Genomic DNA, 17,892 nt, shown 5'->3' on the forward strand with positions numbered 1-17,892 from the left:
CAGGCCCATGGTCCCGGCTTATGATCGTCGCCCGTGAGTTCCACCACGACATCACCCTCCCGGTCCACCGCCCGGTACGCCGCCGAGCTGCACGGCAACTACGACATCGTGGTCGCCGTCTTCTGCGGCCTGCTGCTGATCTCCAACGTCGGCGCCACCAAGGCCATCGCCTTCACCACTCCCACCGCGTGGCCCGGCATGATCGTCACCGACGGCGGGGCCTTCCTGTTCCCCCTCACCTATGTGCTCGGCGACGTGCTCGCCGAGGTGTACGGCATGCGCAAGGCCCGTCGGGCGATCCTGATCGGCTTCGTGCTGGCCGGCATCGCCTCGCTGTGCTTCTGGCTGGTCAGCATCACCCCGCCGGCACCGGGCTGGGACAACCAGGACGCCTGGGCCGCGGTCCTCGGCTTCGTGCCGCGGATCGTGCTGGCCAGCCTGCTGGGCTATCTGGCCGGCCAGTTCCTGAACGCGTACGTGCTGGTCAAGATCAAACAGCGCACCCGGGAGGGCAAGCTGTGGGCGCGGCTGATCGGCTCCACCCTGGTCGGTGAGGCGGCCGACACGCTCGTGTTCTGCCTGGTCGCCTTCGGCGGCATCCTGACCGGTGGCGTGCTGGCCAACTATGTGATCACCGGCTACATCTACAAGGTGCTGGTCGAGGTGATCATGCTGCCGGTCACCTACCTGGTGATCCGGCAGGTGAAGAAGCGTGAGCCGGGCTATCTGGTGGTCCCCGACGACACCGACAAAGACCGGCCCGCGTAGTAGCGGCCGAGCGTCTCGGCCTTCAGCTCTGCATAAGTCCCGTCACCGATGCTGGACCGGATCCGGTCCACCAGCGAGATCACGAACCGCTCGTTGTGGATCGTGCACAGCGTGGCCGCGAGCATCTCCTTGGCCTTGAAGAGATGGTGCAGGTAGGCCCGCGTGTAGTTGGCGCAGGTGTAGCAGTCGCACTCGGGGTCGATCGGCTCGAACGCCCGCCGCGATGTGGCCGCGCTGACGTTGTAGCGGCCGTCGCGGGAGTAGACGGCCGAGTTGCGCGCCACTCGGGACGGCGAGACGCAATCGAAGGTGTCGGCACCGTTCTCCACGCAGGTGAACAGGTCGTCGGGCTCGGAGATGCCCAGCATGTGCCGGGGCTTGTTCTCCGGCAGCTCCGAGCTCACCCAGCCGGTGATGGTGCCCAGGTTCTCCTTCTCCAGGGCGCCACCGATGCCGAATCCGTCGAAGGTCTGCCCGTCCACCTCGAGCTCTGCCAGCCCCCGGGCCGCCCGGCGGCGCAAATCCTCGTACTGAGCGCCTTGCACCACCCCGAACAACGCCTGGTAGGGCCGACCGACCCGTTCCTCGGTCAGCCGGCGATGCTCGCGAAGGCAGCGGATGGCCCAGGCGTGGGTGCGCTCGACCGAGCTCTCCTGATAGCCGCGGGTGTTCATCAAGGTGGTCAGCTCGTCGAAGGCGAAGATGATGTCGGCGCCCAGCTGATGCTGGACCTGCATCGACACCTCCGGGGTGAACCGGTGGCGGCTGCCGTCCAGATGCGAGGTGAAGGTGACGCCGTCGTCGTCCACGCGGGCGAGCCGGCTCTTGCCCTCGGCGACCACCTCGTCGCTGCGCAGGCCGGTGGTGTCCATCGCCAGCACCTTCTTGAAACCGACCCCGAGGCTCATCACCTGGAAGCCGCCGCTGTCGGTGTAGGTCGGGCCCGGCCAGTTCATGAACCGGCCCAGACCACCGGCCTCTTCGATCAGTTCCGAGCCGGGCTGCAGATAGAGGTGGTAGGCGTTAGCCAACACCGCCTGGGCGCCCAGCTGGGCGACACTCTCCGGCAGCACCGTCTTCACCGTCGCCTTGGTGCCGACCACCACGAACGCCGGCGTCTCGATCACGCCGTGCGGGGTGGTGATTCGGCCGGTGCGCCCGAGCGCGTCGGGGAGCCGGTCACCGATCTCGAAACCGAATCCCCTGGCCTGCTGTCGTTGGTCAAGCACGCGGGAAGTCTGCCAGTTTGGAATTCTTCGTGGCGGGAATTTGACTCTCAATGGCGCTGACGCGGCGTGTCACCGGCGTGTCGCGGCATTGAGAGTCCGATTTTCGTCAGTTTCGCAGCATCACACTCGCTCGACGCTGGCGGACACCCCTCGCACGGCGAGAAGGTGCTCGATGTCGTCGGGGTTGCTGGTCAGAACCAGGTCGCCGGGACGAACGACCAGGGCGAGGTGGGCGTCGGCAATGTCAGCCGTGCGACTCAGGCCGAGAAGTTCGCCGATCCTGCGGGATTCCTCGTCGTCGATCTCCCCGATGGCGATGCCGCGGAGTACACGGGCGAGTCTGGCTTGCCGCGTACCCGAACGCCAGACCTGTGCTACCACCGCGACGCTCGACACCACCCGGATTCGGTGCTGCTGAGCGACCCGCAGTCGTGCGCCAATACGCGCGTCGCCCCGATCGGTTCTGATCAGCGCACCGGCGTCGAGAACGAGTGCCATCAGGCGCTGGGAGGCGCTGCGACACCGAGCGAGCGCGCCGCAGCTTCGAGATCAGCGGGGCTGAAAGGCCCGTCCTCTGCCTCCCACTGGTCCAGTGCGGCACCGAGCATCTCGTTTCGGAGCTGGTCGCCGGCGGCGTTGCTGAGCCAGCGCGACACGCTGACCCCCGACCGCGACGCCGCCGCCCGCACCGCGTGACCCAACTCGGGATCAAATGTCACCGAAAGCCTGTCCACCGCCATGCATACAATCGTAATACACACGATCATATGCGACCTGTGAATAGAGATTCGTCCGACGCGTCAGCCGAAGATTTCATGGAGGTGGACGGCAAAGCCGGGGACCACGTCCTCGCCGGACAGCATCGCGTCTGCGCCGCGGAGCAAGGTCACGGCGTCTCCCGGCCTGTGCACGATGACCACTTCTGTCTCCGGCTCGACCACCCATACCAGCCGGACTCCGGCGTCCAGCCACATCAGTGCCTTCCGGGTGACGTCAGCGAGCCGGTCGGACGGTGATGCGACTTCGACAACAAGGTCGGGCACGATCGGCGAGAAGGTGCGGTCCGGCGGGCCTGACAGTCGATCGATCGACGTGAAGGCGAAATCGGGGGCCCGAACTGTGTCTGGGTTGCGTCGAAGGAGGTATCCGGTCTCGGCGCCGGTGATCCGACCCAACCCGTTGACCAGGATGTGGTGGCCAACGTAGGCAGCGATCCTGCCGGCGACCGAACCATGCCTTTCTCCAGCAGGCGGCATGGTGGTCAGTTCCCCCTCGATGAGTTCGTGACGCAAGCCGTCGTCGGGCAACTCGGCTAGTTGCCCGACCGTCAGCAGGTGCGGCCCTCCCGACGTGGCGATCGACATGGGCCCACGATACGCCCCGACCCGGTGCCGGTTTCCCGGCGCAACTCACGATCGACTTGGGAGCTGCCCGCCATCCGGTACCAGTCCCTCATCGACTGGTGCGCTGGGGTGGCTTCATGTCAATCGAAGCAACCCTTGCGCACCAGTGAGTGAGCGCTCACTTCATCAGCGCCCACCACCCAGTCAGCGCAGCAGCAGGCCCGCGCAGGCGACGACACCCGCGGTCGAGGTGCGCAGCACGTGCGGGGTGAGCAGGGTCGGCCGGCCACCGGCACTACTCAGGATCTCCAGCTCCTCGGCTGAGATGCCACCCTCGGGTCCGACCACCAGCAGCACCTCGCCCGACCTCGGCAGCTCGATCTCGGCCAGCGGCGTCGCCGCCGACTCGTGCAACAACAGCGCAAGGTCGGCGGCTGCCACCCGGGCCGCCAATCCCGCGGTGGAGACCAGGTCGCCCACGACTGGTGTCCACAGCCGCCGCGACTGCTTGGCCGCCTCCCGCGCGGTCGAGCGCCAGCGAGCCAAACCCTTGGCGCCTCGCTCCCCGGTCCACCGGACGATCGACCGGGATGCTTGCCAGGGCACGATCTCGCTGACCCCGACCTCGGTCAGCAACTCGACCGCCAGTTCGCCCCGATCGCCCTTGGCCAGCGCCTGAGCCACCACCAACCGGAGCGCCGGCGGTTCCTCGACCAGCTGCGAGGCGACCTCGACCGTGATGCTCTGCTTGCTCACCGCCACCACCGGACCCACGATCCCGCGCCCCGCGCCGTCACTCAGCTGGACCTGCTCACCGACCCGGATCCGGCGCACCATAGCGGCATGCCGCCCCTCGGGACCGTCCAGCAGGACGGTTGCCCCGACGCCGGGCAGCGGATCAGCGAGCTCGGCGTGGAAGACCGGGTCGCTCACTGACCGGCGAACGCATCCCGCAGCCGGCCGAAGAAGCCCTGGCTGTGCTTTTGCACCGCTCCCTCGATCGTCGTCTCCTCGCGCAGCTCGGCAAGCTCACGGAGCAACCGGCGCTGCTCGGTATCGAGTCTGGTCGGCGTCTGCACCAACAAGGTGACACCCAGCTGCCCGCGACCGTGCGAACGCAGCCGTGGCACACCCTTGCCGTCCAGGGCGACCCTGGTGCCGGACTGCGTACCCGCCGGAATGACGACCGTGGCGGTCGTGTCCTCGGCATCGGCGCTCTCGAGGTCGGCCTCCAGCGTCGCGATCTCGACCTCGGTGCCGAGGGCAGCGGCCGTCATCGGGATCCTGAGCACCATCTCCAGGTTGTCCCCGTCGCGCCTGAAGATCTCATGCGGCAAGACGTCGAGCTCGACATACAGGTCGCCGGCCGGACCGCCGCCAGGCCCGACCTCGCCGTGCGCGGCGAGATGGATCCGGTTTCCGGAGCTGACGCCCGGCGGGATCTTGACGTTGATCGTGCGGTTCGACCGGATCCGGCCGTCGCCGGCGCACTCCAGGCAGGGATCGGGGATCACCGTGCCGTAGCCGTGGCAGGTCGGGCAGGGGCTGGTGGTGCGGATATCGCCGATGAAGGACCGCTGCACGTGGGTGACCTCACCCTGCCCGTGACAGGTGCTGCACTTGACCGGCTTCGAGCCCTCCTGCGCACCCGAGCCGTTGCACCGCGGGCAGAGCACCGCCGTGTCGACCCGCAGCGGCTTGGTGGTGCCGAAAGCTGCCTCGGCCAGCTCCAGATCCAACCGGACCAGCGCATCCTGCCCGCGCCGGACCCGGGACCGCGGCCCGCGGGCGGCCTGCTGACCGAACATGGCATCGACCAGATTGGTGAAGTCGAAGCCTCCGGCACCGAAGCCACCGTTGAAGCCGCCACCCATGCCACCGCCGAGCGGGTCGCCGCCGCGGTCGTACAGGTCGCGCTTCTTCGCATCACCGAGCACCTCATAGGCTTCGGCGACCTTCTTGAACTGCTCCCCCGCGTCCGGCTCGGTGGCGACATCAGGGTGCAGCTTCATCGCCTTCCGGCGATACGCCTTCTTGATCTGCTCGGGGGTCGCATCGCGGGGCACCCCGAGGATCTCGTAGTAGTCGGTGCTCATCGTGTCCATGTTCTCTGCGGTGGATTCTCTTGGGTGGGGTTCTCTGCGGAGCGGTACATCAGCCTTCGGCCAGGAAACGGCCGACGTAACGGGCCACGGCTCTGACCGAGGCGATGGTCGAGGGGTAGTCCATGCGGGTCGGCCCGACGATGCCGAGCGTCGCCCAACTGTCTGCGGCGGTGCCATACCCGCTGGCGACCAGCGAGGTGGACCGCAGCTCGGCGTACGGGTTCTCACGGCCGATCCGGACCGTCACGACATCGGTCGAGGTCGCTTCACCGAGTAGCTTGAGCAGCACGACCTGCTCCTCGAGCGCCTCCAGCACCGGCCGTACCGTGGTCTCGAACTCGTCGCCGAAGCGGGTCAGATTGGGCATCCCGCCGACCACGACCCGACTGGACGCATCGTTACCGAGCATGTCGAGGAGCGTGGCGATGCAACTGCGGCCGAGCGGCGAGAGCGCCTCCGGCAGCTCGGTCAGCAGGCCGCCGAGCCGAGCGGCCGCCTGGGCCGAACTGTGTCCCACCGCTGCCGCGTTCAGCAGCGACCGAAGCCTGGTCAGCTCGTCGTCGGTGTGCTCGTTCTCCACGACCCGCTGCTCGATCCGGCCGGTCGAGGTGATCAAGATGACCAGCAGCCGCTGACTGGACAGCGAGACCAGCTCGACGTGACGGACCTCGGAGTGACTCAGCGTCGGATACTGCACGATGGCAACCTGCTGGGTCACCTGGGCGAGCAGTCGTACGGTCCGGTGCAGGATGTCGTCGAGATCCACGGCACCGGACAAGAAGGTGTGGATGGCCCGTTGCTCGGCCAGGGAGAGCGGCTTGACCGAGCCGAGCCGGTCGACGAACAGCCGGTAGCCCTTGTCGGTGGGGATCCGCCCCGCGCTGGTGTGCGGCTGGGTGATGTAGCCCTCTTCCTCCAGCGCCGCCATGTCGTTGCGAACCGTCGCCGGGGAGACGCCGAGGTTGTGCCGCTCGACCAACGCCTTGGAGCCAACCGGTTCCTGGCTGGAGACGTAGTCGGTGACGATCGCGCGCAGCACCTGCAGCTTGCGTTCGTCCACGCTCACCCTCGCCCTCCCCTCCAGGTCCCGGCTTGGTCAACTTACGGGGCCGCCTTTGGCACTCAGGCAGACCGAGTGCCAGTCTAGTCCCATGACGGTATTGCCCGATCCATCCAGCGCTGGACCTTTCCGCCCGGTGGCTGACCACACGTACGTCGCCACCGCGGGCTTCAGCCTCGACGGCGAGACCGGCGAGATCAATGTGGGACTCGTGGTCGGCAGTGAGGCGGCCCTGCTGGTCGATGCCGGCGGGACGGCCGAGCAGGGGCGACTGCTGCAGCAGGCAGCCGCGGAGATCACCGAGCTGCCACTGACCACCGTGGTGTTGACGCATGCGCATGCCGACCATGCTCACGGCCTGGCCGGCATCGAGACAGCAACCTCGATCGCGCACGAGTCGACTCGGGATCGGCTGGCGCTCGATCCGGCGACGCCGACGCTCCCCAGCCGTGCTGTATCGGTAGCGGCGGCCATCGATCTCGGCGGCGGCGTACGGGTGGAGGCGGTGCATCTGGGCCGGGGGCACACCGACGGGGATCTGATCGTCGTGGTGCCGGATGTCCAGGTGGTGTTCGCCGGCGATCTGGTCGAGTCCGCGGGGCCGCCGCAGTACGGCCCGGACTCCTATCCCCACGAGTGGCCGGCGACCTTGGACGGCCTGGTCGGGATCACCCTCGATCACAGTGTCATCGTCCCCGGTCACGGGCCGGTGATGACCCGCGATGATGTGTTCGAGCAGCGCAGCCGGGTCGCTGCCGTGTCGGGCGAGATCACCCGCTTGGGCAGCCTCGGAGTGAGCGTCGAGGATGCCGAGGACCGCACCGAGTGGGCGTTGCCGTTTGCCGCCGTGCGCGAGGGATATGCCGTCGGGGTCAAACAGGCAAGGGCAGCTGCCCCGGTCCGGCAGCTGCCCCTGGTCTAGGAGGGGTGTCGTTCCAGAGCTGCTCGGGCTGCAGGGGGCCATGCCGTAGCGCCGTAGGGTGGGCCTCTGCTCGGCGGGAGCACTCGGTATCGTCCCAGCCGGGAGACTGGGCAGGGGCGAGCGGAGGCGCGATGGGCAGGGTGACGGTCAAGACGATCGCCCAGGCGGTCGGCGTCTCGCCGTCGACGGTGTCCAATGCCTACAACCGACCCGACCAGCTGTCGGCCGAGCTGCGAACCAGGATCCTGACCGTCGCCGCGAACCTCGGCTATGCCGGTCCGGACGCTGCCGCGCGAATGCTGCGCAGCGGCCGAGCCGAAGCGGTCGGCGTGCTGCTCACCGAGCGATTGTCCTATGCGTTCTCCGACCCGTACGCCATCGGCTTCCTCACCGCCCTGACTGCGGTGCTCGAGCGCTATCAGACGAGCCTGGTGCTGATGCCCATCGGCTATGAGGCGCCGCACGCCGGTGGTCTCCGCACCCCTGATGTCACGGCCGTTCGACAGGCCCACGTCGACGCGATCGCCACCCTCTGCCTCGAAGCGGCACATCCAGCGATCGAGCTCGCCAAGGCGCGCGGCATCCGGATCATCGGCACCGATATCGACCCAGATCCGAACTCGAGCTGGGTCGCCATCGATGACGTGGAAGCGGGCGCGCTGGTCGGCAGGCATCTGACTGAGCTGGGCCACCTGCGGGTCGGGGTGATCGCCGACACCGGCTATCCGTCGGGCACCGTGTCCACCGGGCTGAGCATCGACGACATCAGCTGCACAGTCTGCAATGCCCGGCTGCGCGGTCTGGCCGGCACCGTGGATGAGCTGATGATCGTGTCAGGGGGGCACAACACGCGCGAGTCGGGGGCCGCTGCCGGTGGGGCGTTGCTCGATGATCCGAAGCAACCGACCGCGATCGTGGGTCTGAGCGATGTGGTTGCCATCGGGGTGCTGCAGGCCGTCGAAGCCCGTGGGCTGCGGGTTCCCGACGACGTGTCCGTCTCGGGGTTCGACGATGTCCCGGCAGCCGCCGAAATGGGACTGACGACGGTACGCCAGCCGATCTGGGAGAAGGGTCGTCGGGTCGGCGAGCTTCTGCTGGACAAGGACTTGGAGCCACGTCAGGTCCTGTTGCCGATCGAGCTGGTGATCCGGGGCAGCACGGCCGCGCCTCGGCGCCCGAGGTAGGCCAGCACGCAACTACCTGCGCGCCAATCCGCGGCAACACCGCGGCAAACGCCTACTCTGCGACGGTGCCGCCTCAGGATCGATCCCGTACGCAGAACCGTCCCCAGCAGCCCGTGAACCGCTATGACGGCGATGTGCTGGCAGCCGGCTGGCAACAGAAGTCGAAGAAGGTCGTGCCCGAGATCGCGCTGGAACGGGGCATGGTGCTGGAGGACGCGACGACCGGCTTCTGTGGCGCCGTGACCCGTTGGGAGAACGGTCTGGTCGTGCTGGAGGGGCGTGGCGACAAGCGGCGCAGCTTCCCGATCGGCTACGGATTCCTGCTGGAAGGCAAGCCGGTGGCGGTGAAGGCACCGCCCCGGGCTGCTGGTCGTGCTGGTGCGGTCACAGGGCGCACTGCATCCGGTTCGGTCGCCGGGCCGGCCGAGAAGGCGAAGGTCGCCCTGCCCAGCCGGATCTATGTCGAGGGCCGGCACGATGCGGAGCTGGTCGAGAAGATCTGGGGCGACGACCTGCGCCACGTCGGTGTGGTGGTCGAGTTCATGGACGGCATCGACGACCTGCACGACATCGTCTCCGACTTCCGTCCGGAGAAGGGACGGCGGCTGGGCGTGCTCGCCGACCACCTGGTGCCGGGCAGCAAGGAGTCCCGAATCGCCGCCGGTGTCGCGAAAGGGCCGTACGGTTCGTTCGTGCTGGTGGCCGGGCATCCGTTCATCGACATCTGGCAAGCGGTGAAACCGGCCAAAGTCGGGTTGCAGTCCTGGCCGCACGTGCCCCGCGGCACCGACATCAAACACGGCACCTGTGCCGCGCTCGGCTGGCCGCACCGCGACCAGGCCGATATCGCCCGTGCCTGGCAACGGATCCTCGCCACCGTGACCAGTTGGAACGATCTGGAACGCGGGCTGCTGACCCCGGTCGAGCAGCTGATCGACTTCGTCACCCAGGATCACATCCACTGACAACGTCAGACGTCGACGATCTCCGACTCCGCGGGAACCCAAGCCTCGCCGCCTGACGACCGACGGAAGACGATCGGCAGGCCGACGGCGGCATCCCACCGGACCGAGTCGGTGGCCTGCACATGCACATGCGGCTCGGTGCTGTTGCCGGAGTTGCCACACTCCCCGATCTGCTGACCGACGGTCACCACATCCCCGAGCCCGACGCGGACCGTGCCGGCGCGCAGGTGAGCAAGCAACACGTACGGACCATCGGGCCCGACCCGCAGCACTACGTGGTTGCCGGCGATGGCCCCGACACCCGCCCGGACCCGTGCTGCCTGACCGAGCGCGTACGGCACCAGGGCGAGCTGCGAGCGTCGCGCCTCATGATCGACCTTCACCGTCATGGGCGAGGACGACCGTGCCCGCGACCGGTGCCAGGATCGCAGCGCCGAAGCCACGGAAGATCTCCGGTGGTTCGGCCGACAGCAGCGTCCGCCAGCTGCGGACAGCAGACCGCCCACGATCGTCGACGGCGACGAAGTCGATCGCGTAGGTCACGCCGAATCGATGCGTGCCATGGCTCGGCACCCGCCGTGCCGGACTGTTGCGTGCCTGCCAGCGTCCACGGAAAGGGAACTCGATCGGCACAGGGGCCGACGGGCTCGCCGCACTCCTGGTCACCGGTTCACGATGACCGGCTCGCACATCGCGAGCGCCTCGGTGAGCAGCGGTGCCGTGATGATCACACCGAGCCCCAGCAGCGCGCAATAGGCGGCGTCGATCCGCAGGCTCAGACGCCCCAGGCGTTCTTCGGTCAGCGCGCTCATGCCGGTTCCTGATAGATGCCGAGCACGTTGCCGAACGGATCACCGAACAGCGCGATGGTCTCAGTGCTGTGCCCCAGCGGCGCCACGATCACGCCACCGGCATCGACGATCCGGGTCACGGTCGCAACCGCATCGTCGACCATGATGTAGATCCTGATTCCGTCCTCATCCTGCGGCGAGCGGCCGGTGACGAAGGCGCCGCTCACCTCGCCGCCGTCATCGAAGGCGACCGCGCCATCTCCTCGCTCACGAATGCGCCAGTCGAACACGGTGGCATAGAAGTCGGCCGAGACCCTCGAGTCTTCGGCAGGTATCTGCAGGTAGCAGACGCGTGGGGTCGGCATAGGCACCTCCGTGCTTCCAGAGACTCGTGTGTCGGTGGCAACGACACTACGCGTCGGCAGATCTCAGCCGCCGACCGCGACCAGCCCGGTCTGGTACGCGATCACCACCAACTGGGCCCGGTCACGGGCACCGAGCTTGGACAGCATGCGACTGACGTAGGTGCGCGCGGTGGCCGGGCTGATGTGGATCTCGGCGGCGATCTCCGCGTTCGACAGACCACGGCCGACGCCGGCGAGCACCTCGCGTTCCCGACTGGTCAACTCGGCGATCCGGTGGTCGTCGACCGGGCCACAGGTCCCGGCGACGATGCCGATCATCACCTTCCGGGTCACCGACGCCGACAGCAACACATCGCCGGCGGCGACGGCGCGGATCCCGTCGCGCAGCTCACCGGGCTCTGCGTCCTTCAGCAGATAGCCGGCCGCGCCGGCCCGGATGGCGGCAAAGATCTCGTCATCGCCGTCGAAGGTGGTGAGCATGACGATCGCCACCCGGGCCAGCTCCGGGGTCCGGGCGATCCGGCGGGTCGCAGCGATCCCGTCCAGTCGTGGCATCCGGATGTCCATCAGCACGACGTCCGGCTTCGTGCGGGCAACGACCGCCAAGGCGTCCCGACCGTCCACCGCCTCGCCGACCACCTGGATATCGTCACTATTGGCCAGCAGCGCGCGCAGCCCGCTGCGGACCAGTCCCTGATCGTCGACCAGCACGACGGTGATCATCACGGCCGCCCTTGATCAGCCTGCCGGCTCGGCAGCACGGCACACACGGTGACACCGCCTTCCGGCCCGGAGCCGGCGACGCTGAGTTGACCATCGCAGCTCTCAGCTCGCTCACGCATCCCCCGAATTCCGTTGCCGGCAACCAGCTCAGCGGCCGAGGTGACCCCGCGGCCGTCGTCGGCGATCGTCACGATCAGTCGATCGCCCCGCGATCGGAGCTCGATGCCGACCGCGGTCGCATCGGCATGCCGGATCACGTTCGTGAGCGCCTCTTGCACGATCCGATAGACGGTCAGACCCACCTCATCCGACACCTCGATCTCATCCCCACGCAGCGTCGCCTGGAGGCCGCTGCCGCGGGCCAGCTCGACCAGCGTCGGGAGCCCGTCCAGACCGACCGCCGTTCGGTCGGTCGAGTCGAGTGACCGGAGCCGGGTGACCGTGTCCCGCAGCTCGGCCATCGCCTGCCGGCTGACCGAGCGGATCTCGCCCACCGCCTGTTGCGCGGCGGGGATCCGCTCGGGCAACGACTCGGTTGCGACCGCCGATTGCAGGGACACCACGGCCAACGCATGTCCGAGGGTGTCGTGCAGGTCCCGCGCGAGCACCAACCGCTCCTCCGCTCGAAGCTGTTCGGCCCGGTGCTGCTGCTCCAGCCGAGTCTGTCGCTCGCGTTCTCGTTGCGAGGCCTGCAGCAACCGGCGGGATCGGGTTCCGTCGCCGAGCGCCAACGACGCTCCCATCAGCGCGACCACCGGTGGCACCTCATAACCGAGCAGTTCCCCGGCGGCACGCCCCTCGGCGACCTGGAAGTAGACCGCCAGCCCGACCAGGACCAGCGAGACGACGACGCCGATCCGGACCCGTCCGGCCTCGGCGACCGAGAACAACGCCGCCGCCATTGGCAGCGCCAACCCGATCGGCGGATAGTCCAGCGTGTAGTAGACGCAGATGCCCAGGAAGGTGACCAACAGCACCGGTACGGGATGGCGCCGACGCCACAGCAGCACGACACCGAAGCCCAGCGCAAACACGTACGCCGGCCAGCTCGCGCTCCCGACCGCCAATGGGCTGGTGAGAACGGCCGCAGACACTGCCATCGCCACCAGATAGCCGAGCAGCGTGTCGACGAGCATCGGCGACAGCCGGATCCACCGACGCCGGGTCGGCTCTGCAGCAGCGGCCATTCGCTCACTGTAGGTGGGCCGATCCGGCTGCGCTGACAGGTGATCCCCGACCCCGACCCTGACCTCGGTACGTCCAAAGGCGACATCGGCCGTCGCCTCCGGGGAGTGGGCGTCGCAGCAGCCGATTTCTAGCGTTTCTGCTGCTGAATCTCCACCCACGAAGGATCTGTTCCCGTGTCTGCTCGCCTGTCCCGTCGTACCCTGCTCGCCGGTCTCGCAGCCCTTCCGGCGACCGCGTTGCTCGGTTGCTCCCAGGACCGGACGACCGCGGCACCAATCAGCACCGTCGACACTCTCGACTTCGCCAATCAGTTGCGCATCCCGCCGCTCGCCACGTCGGTGGTCCGCGACGGGATTCGGCTGTTCGAGCTGAACGTCACGGGCTCCTCGGCCGAGTTCCTCCCAGGTCTTTCGACACCGACACTGGCGTACGACGACGGTCGATCCGCGGCGCGCTATCTCGGACCGACGCTGCGGGCTCGGCGCGGGGAGCGGGTCCGGGTTCGCATCAACAACCGACTGCCGGAGACGACCACCGTCCATTGGCACGGCATGCATCTGCCGGCGACGCAGGATGGCGGCCCGCACCAGGCGATTCCTGCAGGTGGCGAATGGGCGCCGGAGTGGCTGATCGACCAGCCGGCTGCGACCTTGTGGTACCACCCTCATCCGCACGGTCAGACGGAGCGGCAGGTCAACCAGGGCCTGGCCGGGCTGTTCTACGTCACGGATGAGGCGAGCCCCGAGCTGCCGTCACGCTACGGGATCGATGACATCCCGGTGATCTTGCAGGATCGACGCTTCGAGGTGACCGGCCGGTTCGATCTCGGCGGCCGGTCGGTGACCGGCTACGTCGGCGACACCATCCTGGTCAACGGCACCCACAATCCGCACCTCCCGGTGTCCACCGAGCGGGTCCGGCTCCGCATCCTGAACGGGTCGAGCGCCAGGATCTATCACCTGGCACTGTCCGATGATCACGAGTTCACCGTGGTGGCCACCGATGGCGGGTTCCTTCCGCGGCCCGCCCGAATGCGGAGGCTGCTGCTCTCCCCCGGAGAACGAGCCGAGATCGTCGTCGAGCTGCGACCCGGCGAGCGACGAGTCCTGCGATCACTGCCGTGGGATCTCGGGATGATCGCTCCGCTCACCGACGGCTCCGGCGGCAATGATCGGCTCGACCTGTTGCAGTTGCGGGCCGATCCACAGCTCACGACCAACCCGACGGTGCCTCACAGACTGACGACGGTGTCCGCGCTGAGCATCGCGGAGGTCGCCGAGCGTCGCGAGATCGTTCTCGAGGGCCGCACCATCAACGGCCGGCCGATGGAGTTGGGCCGGATCGATGCGGTGATCGCCGCCGGCAGCACGGAGTTGTGGACCGTACGGAACGCCCACAACCAGCCGCACAACTTCCACGTCCACGGGGTGTCGTTCCAGATCGTGCCCGGCGAGGCGAGCGGGCCCGATCCGGCGCTCGGCGGGAAGGACACCGTGCTCCTCGGTGCCGAGCAGACGGTCACCTTGGCGATCCGGTTCCCGTCGTTCAGCGACCCGCTGACTCCGTACATGTACCACTGCCATCTGCTCTGGCACGAGGACGAGGGAATGATGGCGCAGTTCACCGTCGTCGATGCCGACCAGGTCGCGAGCGCGCCGCGAAGTCTTCCGCGCGCCCATGACCACAACTGACCCTGACCAACCCACATCGAATCGACAGGAGAACCATGTCCGACAGTTCCCCGCCGCCGGCCCCGGCGCGCGGACCGCGTACCGGCATCACCATCGCCATGATCCCGCTCGGCGCCATCGCGGGCTCGGTCGTCGCCCTGCTGCTCGAGATCGTCGTCGGTCTGATCGCCGGAGCCGTGTTCAGTGCCGAGCGCCCGTCGCCCTTCTCCTGGCGGTTCCTGGCCGCGCTGCCGAGCACCGGCGCACTGGTCGGCGCCGTGCTGCTGCCGATCCTGTACGTCCGGAGCCGCCGACCGTGATCAACAGGCCGAGTACGCCGTCGCGGTTCGGTTGGCAACCAGCATCTCGGAGCAGTGCTAGCTGCAGAGTTGGATCGACCCTCAACTGCCACTGGCACGGATCCCGTGGAGCTGATGGTGGAGACCTTGCATCCTCGCGTCCAAAGCAGCGGCGATGTCCGCGGCTTCCTTGAGCTCGGCAAGCAGCTGAGCGGGCACCGAGCCGTCGTACTTGTAGTAGATCTTGTGCTCCAGGCTGGCCCAGAAGTCCATCGCGATGGTGCGGAACTGGATCTCGACCGGGACATTGATCTTTCCGGTCGAGAGGAACACCGGTACGCAGACGATCGCATGCAGACTCTGGTAACCGTTGGGCTTCGGCTCGGCGACGTAGTCCTTCACCGTTTGCAGGACGATGTCCTCCTGCTGGGTGAGCAGATCGAAGAGCCGGTAGACGTCATCGGTGAAGCTGCAGGTGACTCGCAGGCCGGCGATATCGGTGATCTGCGCCCGGATCGCGGCCAGATCACGTGGGATCCCCCGTCGATCGACCTTGGCCATGATGCTGTCGGCGGACTTGACCCGGCTGGAGACGTGCTCGATCGGGTTGTAGTCGTGCATCGTCTCGAACTCGTCCCGCAGGATCTCGATCTTGGTGTCGATCTCGCGGAGCGCGAACTCGTACTCGAGGATGAAACGCTGCAGTTGACTCTGCATACCGCGCAACTGATCAGGCGTGATCGTGCGCAGCGCCTCGGGGATCTGGTCGGCCGGCTGCCCAGTGGTCATCGACATCCTTCACGCTAACTCATCGCTGGGCTGCCTGGCCGGATGCGTCAGGCAGCGTACGAGCGGATCTTGTCGGCCTCGGTGGTGAGCGTGTCGGTGGCCACGAGGTCTGAGGCACCAGTGGTCAGCAGCTGGGACCAGTCGCCCACGGTCTCGGTCAGCGTGCCGTTGTCGATCAGTTTGGCCTGGAGGTCCGTCGTGGCCTGCTGATAGAGCGTCTTCCACTCGGCGTTGGCCAGGAAGGCGGTCGACAACGGATTCTCCTTGGTCTTCGACCCACGTCCCTCCGGCATCCCGCTGGGCCGCTGTCCTGCCGGCATACCGCCGCCCCGACCACCGTCGGCTCGGCCGCCCCCGCCGCCGGGTGAGGAACCGAAGGCCAGGTTGTGGTCCCAGGCGACCACCGTGAACTTCTTGGTGGCCGAGTCCCAGAGCAGGTACGAGTTGTTGCCGGGTCCGTCGATGTCGTCGAAGTTGTCGATCAGGTCCTCGAACGCGAGGTAGCTGGCGAAGGAGTCGACGTCCAGCAGGGTCGGGAGCTTCTTGGCGATCTCGGCGGCCGTACCGTTGTTCACCAGGTCGAGCAACTCGATCAGCGGTGCGTAGGTCTCCTCGCCGGCCTCGACCTCGAACGAACTGGTGTAGTCACCGTCCTCGCCACGCCAGGACCAGTCGCCGTCGGCTTCGGATTTGTAGAGCACGCTGTCAGCGCCGGCCTCGGGGAAGTTCTGCTCGACCCAGGTGTCGTCGAGATTCTGGACGGTGAGACGAAGCTTCTCGTCGCTGCCGTTGACCGAGAACCGCGTGCTGATCGCCTCCTCCGACGCCAGGCCGGCGTCGCTCAGCAGATCCAGCGCGACGGCCTCGTTGATCGCCGTCTCGCTGGAGTTCGACCGAACGGTGAAGTCGCTGTAGCCGTCGGCATTCTGACCGTCGACGTACTTGTCCAGGCGGATCCGCAACGGCAGCTCCTGAGCCGGGGTGTCGACCGTGATGTTGCGCAGCGACGAGTTCCCCTTCAACTTGATCCCGACATCGTCGAAGGTCTCACCGTCGATGGTGACCGTCGCTTTGATCCACTCCTTGTCGCCCTGGTCGAGATAGGTCTGGATCATCTCCCTCAGCGTGGCCTCGTCGACCTCGACACTGATCGTGTGCAGCTTGCTCTCGTCGAGGACGTTGTCGGTCACGCCGGCCGTCACCGAGTTGCTGGTTGCGGCAATGTCGGCCAGCGAGCATCCGCTCAGGAACAGGGCGAGGGACAAGGTGGCGGCAGCGATTCCGGTGCGAAGTCGAGGCATGGAACGATGGTGACGAAGTGCCATAGCGATCCGATGATGGTTACCTGTGAGAAGCCTGTACATGTCGCTACCTGTCGGTGCTTGACCTACCGCCAGGCTCAACCATGGGCGGCGTCCCACCACGCGAGCACCCGCGTGCCGTAGAAGGTGAGCCACTTGGAGGGCTCGCCGGGCGGCACGTCCACCTCGAACCACACCCGCCCGGGGTGACGTCGTTCCTGCAGCCAGGTGCCATCGGGTCGGCGGGCCCTTCGGATCGCCTCGACCGACTCCGCCAGCCGAGGATCCGGTGCTCGATTGTCGTGCAGTGCCGCGTCCCGGAAGTAGTCCACCGCCTTCAAGACGCTGTAGAACCAGCGGAACGGATAGGCGAACCCGGTCACCCACGGGCCGACGAGCTCTCCGTCAGCCAGCCGGCGCATCAGCCGACGCTCCAGCAGATACGCCTCACCGGTCCGCCGAACCCCGCACACCGTGTCATCGCCGATCGCCGTCTCGTAGTAGAGCAGGCCTTTCAGCGAGTTGAGGGTGGAATGGAAGGACGACCGGGTCGAGCCCTCGACCCACTCGCAGTTCCATCCCCCGTCGGCGAGTTGGTGGTCACCGAACCACTGCGCGATACCGGAGACATCGGCGCCCAGCCACGCGCCGTTCGCCAGCGTGTAGCCGTTGATGCAGCAATCCACCTCACCGCCCCAATAGGGCAGGCCGTCGTACTCCCAACGGCTGTTCGCTGCCAACTGCTCCGCGGTCCCGGCCAGCACCCGCGCGTCGAGACCCCAGTCGCGCAGGGTGTTCAGCGACCAGGTGGTGGCGGTCCACGGCTGCCCCGCGCCCTCACCCGACTCCGGTCCCCCGAAATCGAAGTCCGCCGGGAAGAACGCGCCTCCCGCCCATTGGGCGTCTGGATCCTGGTGCGCCAGCAGTCGCCGACCGAAGCCCTCCGTGGCGATCCGAGCGCGAGTCGCCTCCCACACCTCGCGCGGCGCACCGGCCAGATCACGCTCGACCTGCCAGCGCAGAGTCGCGTCTGAATCCAGCAACCAGTTGAGAAGACCCTCTGGAGCCGTCATCCGAGCAGGCTATCGACTTATCGACGGGTCGGCATCCGCTTGCGTATGGGTTCTGGGCGGCCTATAGTCCACGTGGACTAATCAATACGGATCATTTGGTCCAGACCATGGGTGGGA

The 17,892-nt window shown here is 67.4% G+C and carries 22 protein-coding genes; 6 read left to right on the forward strand and 16 right to left on the reverse strand.

Features of this window, described 5'->3' with window-relative positions; all coding sequences use genetic code 11:
• The first annotated feature begins 33 nt into the window (after nucleotides 1-33).
• A complete protein-coding gene (locus MLP_RS16485) occupies nucleotides 34-768 on the forward strand; it encodes a queuosine precursor transporter (protein WP_013864288.1) in 735 nt (244 codons plus the stop codon).
• On the opposite strand, the gene tgt is transcribed toward MLP_RS16485, so the two are convergent.
• The 7 genes from tgt to hrcA form a co-directional block, all read right to left on the reverse strand.
• The gene (gene tgt, locus MLP_RS16490; protein ID WP_013864289.1) at nucleotides 723-1,997 is read right to left on the reverse strand and encodes a tRNA guanosine(34) transglycosylase Tgt; all 1,275 of its coding nucleotides are present in this window, start codon (nucleotides 1,995-1,997) and stop codon (nucleotides 723-725) included. The two genes, MLP_RS16485 and tgt, sit on opposite strands and share 46 nt — an antisense overlap.
• Nucleotides 1,998-2,117: 120 nt before the next feature.
• Nucleotides 2,118-2,495: a hypothetical protein gene (locus tag MLP_RS16495; protein ID WP_013864290.1), complete on the reverse strand. Its 378-nt coding sequence runs from the start codon at nucleotides 2,493-2,495 to the stop codon at nucleotides 2,118-2,120.
• Nucleotides 2,495-2,737 (reverse strand): hypothetical protein, encoded by a 243-nt coding sequence (locus MLP_RS16500; RefSeq protein ID WP_041790164.1) that lies wholly within the window; start codon nucleotides 2,735-2,737, stop codon nucleotides 2,495-2,497. Before MLP_RS16500 ends, MLP_RS16495 begins: the two co-directional genes overlap by 1 nt.
• 60 nt (nucleotides 2,738-2,797) lie before the next feature.
• A complete protein-coding gene (locus tag MLP_RS16505) occupies nucleotides 2,798-3,361 on the reverse strand; it encodes a Uma2 family endonuclease (protein WP_013864292.1) in 564 nt (187 codons plus the stop codon).
• 183 nt (nucleotides 3,362-3,544) lie between these two features.
• A complete protein-coding gene (locus MLP_RS16510) occupies nucleotides 3,545-4,273 on the reverse strand; it encodes a 16S rRNA (uracil(1498)-N(3))-methyltransferase (RefSeq protein WP_013864293.1) in 729 nt (242 codons plus the stop codon).
• Nucleotides 4,270-5,436 (reverse strand): molecular chaperone DnaJ, encoded by a 1,167-nt coding sequence (dnaJ, locus tag MLP_RS16515; protein WP_041792752.1) that lies wholly within the window; start codon nucleotides 5,434-5,436, stop codon nucleotides 4,270-4,272. Before dnaJ ends, MLP_RS16510 begins: the two co-directional genes overlap by 4 nt.
• Nucleotides 5,437-5,494: 58 nt before the next feature.
• Complete coding sequence (gene hrcA, locus MLP_RS16520; protein ID WP_013864295.1) at nucleotides 5,495-6,511, reverse strand: heat-inducible transcriptional repressor HrcA; 1,017 nt, start codon at nucleotides 6,509-6,511, stop codon at nucleotides 5,495-5,497.
• Nucleotides 6,512-6,641: 130 nt separating this feature from the next.
• Here hrcA and MLP_RS16525 point away from each other — a divergent pair, with 130 nt between their 5' ends.
• From MLP_RS16525 to MLP_RS16535, 3 genes are all read left to right on the forward strand, one after another.
• Nucleotides 6,642-7,427, forward strand: a complete 786-nt coding sequence (locus MLP_RS16525) for an MBL fold metallo-hydrolase (protein ID WP_013864296.1) — start codon at nucleotides 6,642-6,644, stop codon at nucleotides 7,425-7,427.
• A 131-nt stretch (nucleotides 7,428-7,558) separates the two neighbouring features.
• Complete coding sequence (locus MLP_RS16530) at nucleotides 7,559-8,611, forward strand: LacI family DNA-binding transcriptional regulator (RefSeq protein ID WP_013864297.1); 1,053 nt, start codon at nucleotides 7,559-7,561, stop codon at nucleotides 8,609-8,611.
• A gap of 113 nt (nucleotides 8,612-8,724) precedes the next feature.
• Nucleotides 8,725-9,576 (forward strand): DUF3097 domain-containing protein, encoded by an 852-nt coding sequence (locus tag MLP_RS16535; RefSeq protein ID WP_013864298.1) that lies wholly within the window; start codon nucleotides 8,725-8,727, stop codon nucleotides 9,574-9,576.
• Nucleotides 9,577-9,581: 5 nt separating this feature from the next.
• On the opposite strand, the gene MLP_RS28620 is transcribed toward MLP_RS16535, so the two are convergent.
• The 6 genes from MLP_RS28620 to MLP_RS16555 form a co-directional block, all read right to left on the reverse strand.
• Complete coding sequence (locus MLP_RS28620) at nucleotides 9,582-9,965, reverse strand: M23 family metallopeptidase (protein ID WP_013864299.1); 384 nt, start codon at nucleotides 9,963-9,965, stop codon at nucleotides 9,582-9,584.
• Complete coding sequence (locus MLP_RS28625) at nucleotides 9,943-10,242, reverse strand: hypothetical protein (RefSeq protein WP_197536425.1); 300 nt, start codon at nucleotides 10,240-10,242, stop codon at nucleotides 9,943-9,945. The genes MLP_RS28620 and MLP_RS28625 overlap by 23 nt, the downstream gene beginning before the upstream one ends.
• On the reverse strand, nucleotides 10,239-10,388 hold the full coding sequence (locus tag MLP_RS28070; protein WP_156821189.1) for a hypothetical protein: 150 nt from the start codon (nucleotides 10,386-10,388) through the stop codon (nucleotides 10,239-10,241). The genes MLP_RS28625 and MLP_RS28070 overlap by 4 nt, the downstream gene beginning before the upstream one ends.
• On the reverse strand, nucleotides 10,385-10,732 hold the full coding sequence (locus MLP_RS16545; protein ID WP_013864301.1) for a VOC family protein: 348 nt from the start codon (nucleotides 10,730-10,732) through the stop codon (nucleotides 10,385-10,387). The genes MLP_RS28070 and MLP_RS16545 overlap by 4 nt, the downstream gene beginning before the upstream one ends.
• Nucleotides 10,733-10,795: 63 nt before the next feature.
• On the reverse strand, nucleotides 10,796-11,455 hold the full coding sequence (locus tag MLP_RS16550; RefSeq protein ID WP_041792757.1) for a response regulator: 660 nt from the start codon (nucleotides 11,453-11,455) through the stop codon (nucleotides 10,796-10,798).
• Nucleotides 11,455-12,642 carry a sensor histidine kinase gene (locus tag MLP_RS16555; protein ID WP_013864303.1) on the reverse strand — a complete coding sequence of 396 codons (1,188 nt, stop codon included), beginning with the start codon at nucleotides 12,640-12,642 and terminating at the stop codon, nucleotides 11,455-11,457. The genes MLP_RS16550 and MLP_RS16555 overlap by 1 nt, the downstream gene beginning before the upstream one ends.
• Before the next feature lie 174 nt (nucleotides 12,643-12,816).
• On the opposite strand from MLP_RS16555, the gene MLP_RS16560 reads away from it, so the two are divergent.
• Together MLP_RS16560 and MLP_RS16565 are read left to right on the forward strand one after the other, a co-directional pair.
• Nucleotides 12,817-14,334: a multicopper oxidase family protein gene (locus MLP_RS16560; protein ID WP_013864304.1), complete on the forward strand. Its 1,518-nt coding sequence runs from the start codon at nucleotides 12,817-12,819 to the stop codon at nucleotides 14,332-14,334.
• 35 nt (nucleotides 14,335-14,369) lie between these two features.
• Entirely contained in the window at nucleotides 14,370-14,633 is a 264-nt protein-coding gene (locus tag MLP_RS16565; RefSeq protein WP_013864305.1) for a hypothetical protein, read from the forward strand.
• An 81-nt stretch (nucleotides 14,634-14,714) separates the two neighbouring features.
• Here the strand turns inward: MLP_RS16565 and MLP_RS16570 are convergent, their stop codons facing one another.
• The 3 genes from MLP_RS16570 to MLP_RS16580 all read right to left on the reverse strand — a co-directional run bounded on the left by MLP_RS16570 (nucleotide 14,715) and on the right by MLP_RS16580 (nucleotide 17,775).
• On the reverse strand, nucleotides 14,715-15,401 hold the full coding sequence (locus tag MLP_RS16570; RefSeq protein ID WP_041792760.1) for a GTP pyrophosphokinase: 687 nt from the start codon (nucleotides 15,399-15,401) through the stop codon (nucleotides 14,715-14,717).
• A gap of 47 nt (nucleotides 15,402-15,448) precedes the next feature.
• Nucleotides 15,449-16,702 (reverse strand): CotH kinase family protein, encoded by a 1,254-nt coding sequence (locus MLP_RS16575; RefSeq protein WP_049804571.1) that lies wholly within the window; start codon nucleotides 16,700-16,702, stop codon nucleotides 15,449-15,451.
• A 98-nt stretch (nucleotides 16,703-16,800) separates the two neighbouring features.
• Nucleotides 16,801-17,775 carry a hypothetical protein gene (locus MLP_RS16580; protein WP_013864308.1) on the reverse strand — a complete coding sequence of 325 codons (975 nt, stop codon included), beginning with the start codon at nucleotides 17,773-17,775 and terminating at the stop codon, nucleotides 16,801-16,803.
• Between the last annotated feature and the right edge of the window lie 117 nt (nucleotides 17,776-17,892).

Origin of the sequence: Microlunatus phosphovorus NM-1 (genome assembly GCF_000270245.1) — a bacterium.
Classification (GTDB): Bacteria; Actinomycetota; Actinomycetes; order Propionibacteriales; family Propionibacteriaceae; genus Microlunatus; species Microlunatus phosphovorus.

Coding starts and splice junctions, on each gene's coding strand:
- MLP_RS16495 (WP_013864290.1), bottom strand. CDS start 2,495: ATGGCACTCGTTCTCGACGCCGGTGCGCTGATCAGAACCGATCGGGGC.
- MLP_RS16500 (WP_041790164.1), bottom strand. CDS start 2,737: ATGGCGGTGGACAGGCTTTCGGTGACATTTGATCCCGAGTTGGGTCAC.
- MLP_RS16505 (WP_013864292.1), bottom strand. CDS start 3,361: ATGTCGATCGCCACGTCGGGAGGGCCGCACCTGCTGACGGTCGGGCAA.
- dnaJ (WP_041792752.1), bottom strand. CDS start 5,436: ATGAGCACCGACTACTACGAGATCCTCGGGGTGCCCCGCGATGCGACC.
- MLP_RS16530 (WP_013864297.1), top strand. CDS start 7,559: ATGGGCAGGGTGACGGTCAAGACGATCGCCCAGGCGGTCGGCGTCTCG.
- MLP_RS28620 (WP_013864299.1), bottom strand. CDS start 9,965: ATGACGGTGAAGGTCGATCATGAGGCGCGACGCTCGCAGCTCGCCCTG.
- MLP_RS28070 (WP_156821189.1), bottom strand. CDS start 10,388: ATGAGCGCGCTGACCGAAGAACGCCTGGGGCGTCTGAGCCTGCGGATC.
- MLP_RS16545 (WP_013864301.1), bottom strand. CDS start 10,732: ATGCCGACCCCACGCGTCTGCTACCTGCAGATACCTGCCGAAGACTCG.
- MLP_RS16550 (WP_041792757.1), bottom strand. CDS start 11,455: ATGATCACCGTCGTGCTGGTCGACGATCAGGGACTGGTCCGCAGCGGG.
- MLP_RS16555 (WP_013864303.1), bottom strand. CDS start 12,642: ATGGCCGCTGCTGCAGAGCCGACCCGGCGTCGGTGGATCCGGCTGTCG.
- MLP_RS16565 (WP_013864305.1), top strand. CDS start 14,370: ATGTCCGACAGTTCCCCGCCGCCGGCCCCGGCGCGCGGACCGCGTACC.
- MLP_RS16570 (WP_041792760.1), bottom strand. CDS start 15,401: ATGACCACTGGGCAGCCGGCCGACCAGATCCCCGAGGCGCTGCGCACG.
- MLP_RS16575 (WP_049804571.1), bottom strand. CDS start 16,702: ATGCCTCGACTTCGCACCGGAATCGCTGCCGCCACCTTGTCCCTCGCC.
- MLP_RS16580 (WP_013864308.1), bottom strand. CDS start 17,775: ATGACGGCTCCAGAGGGTCTTCTCAACTGGTTGCTGGATTCAGACGCG.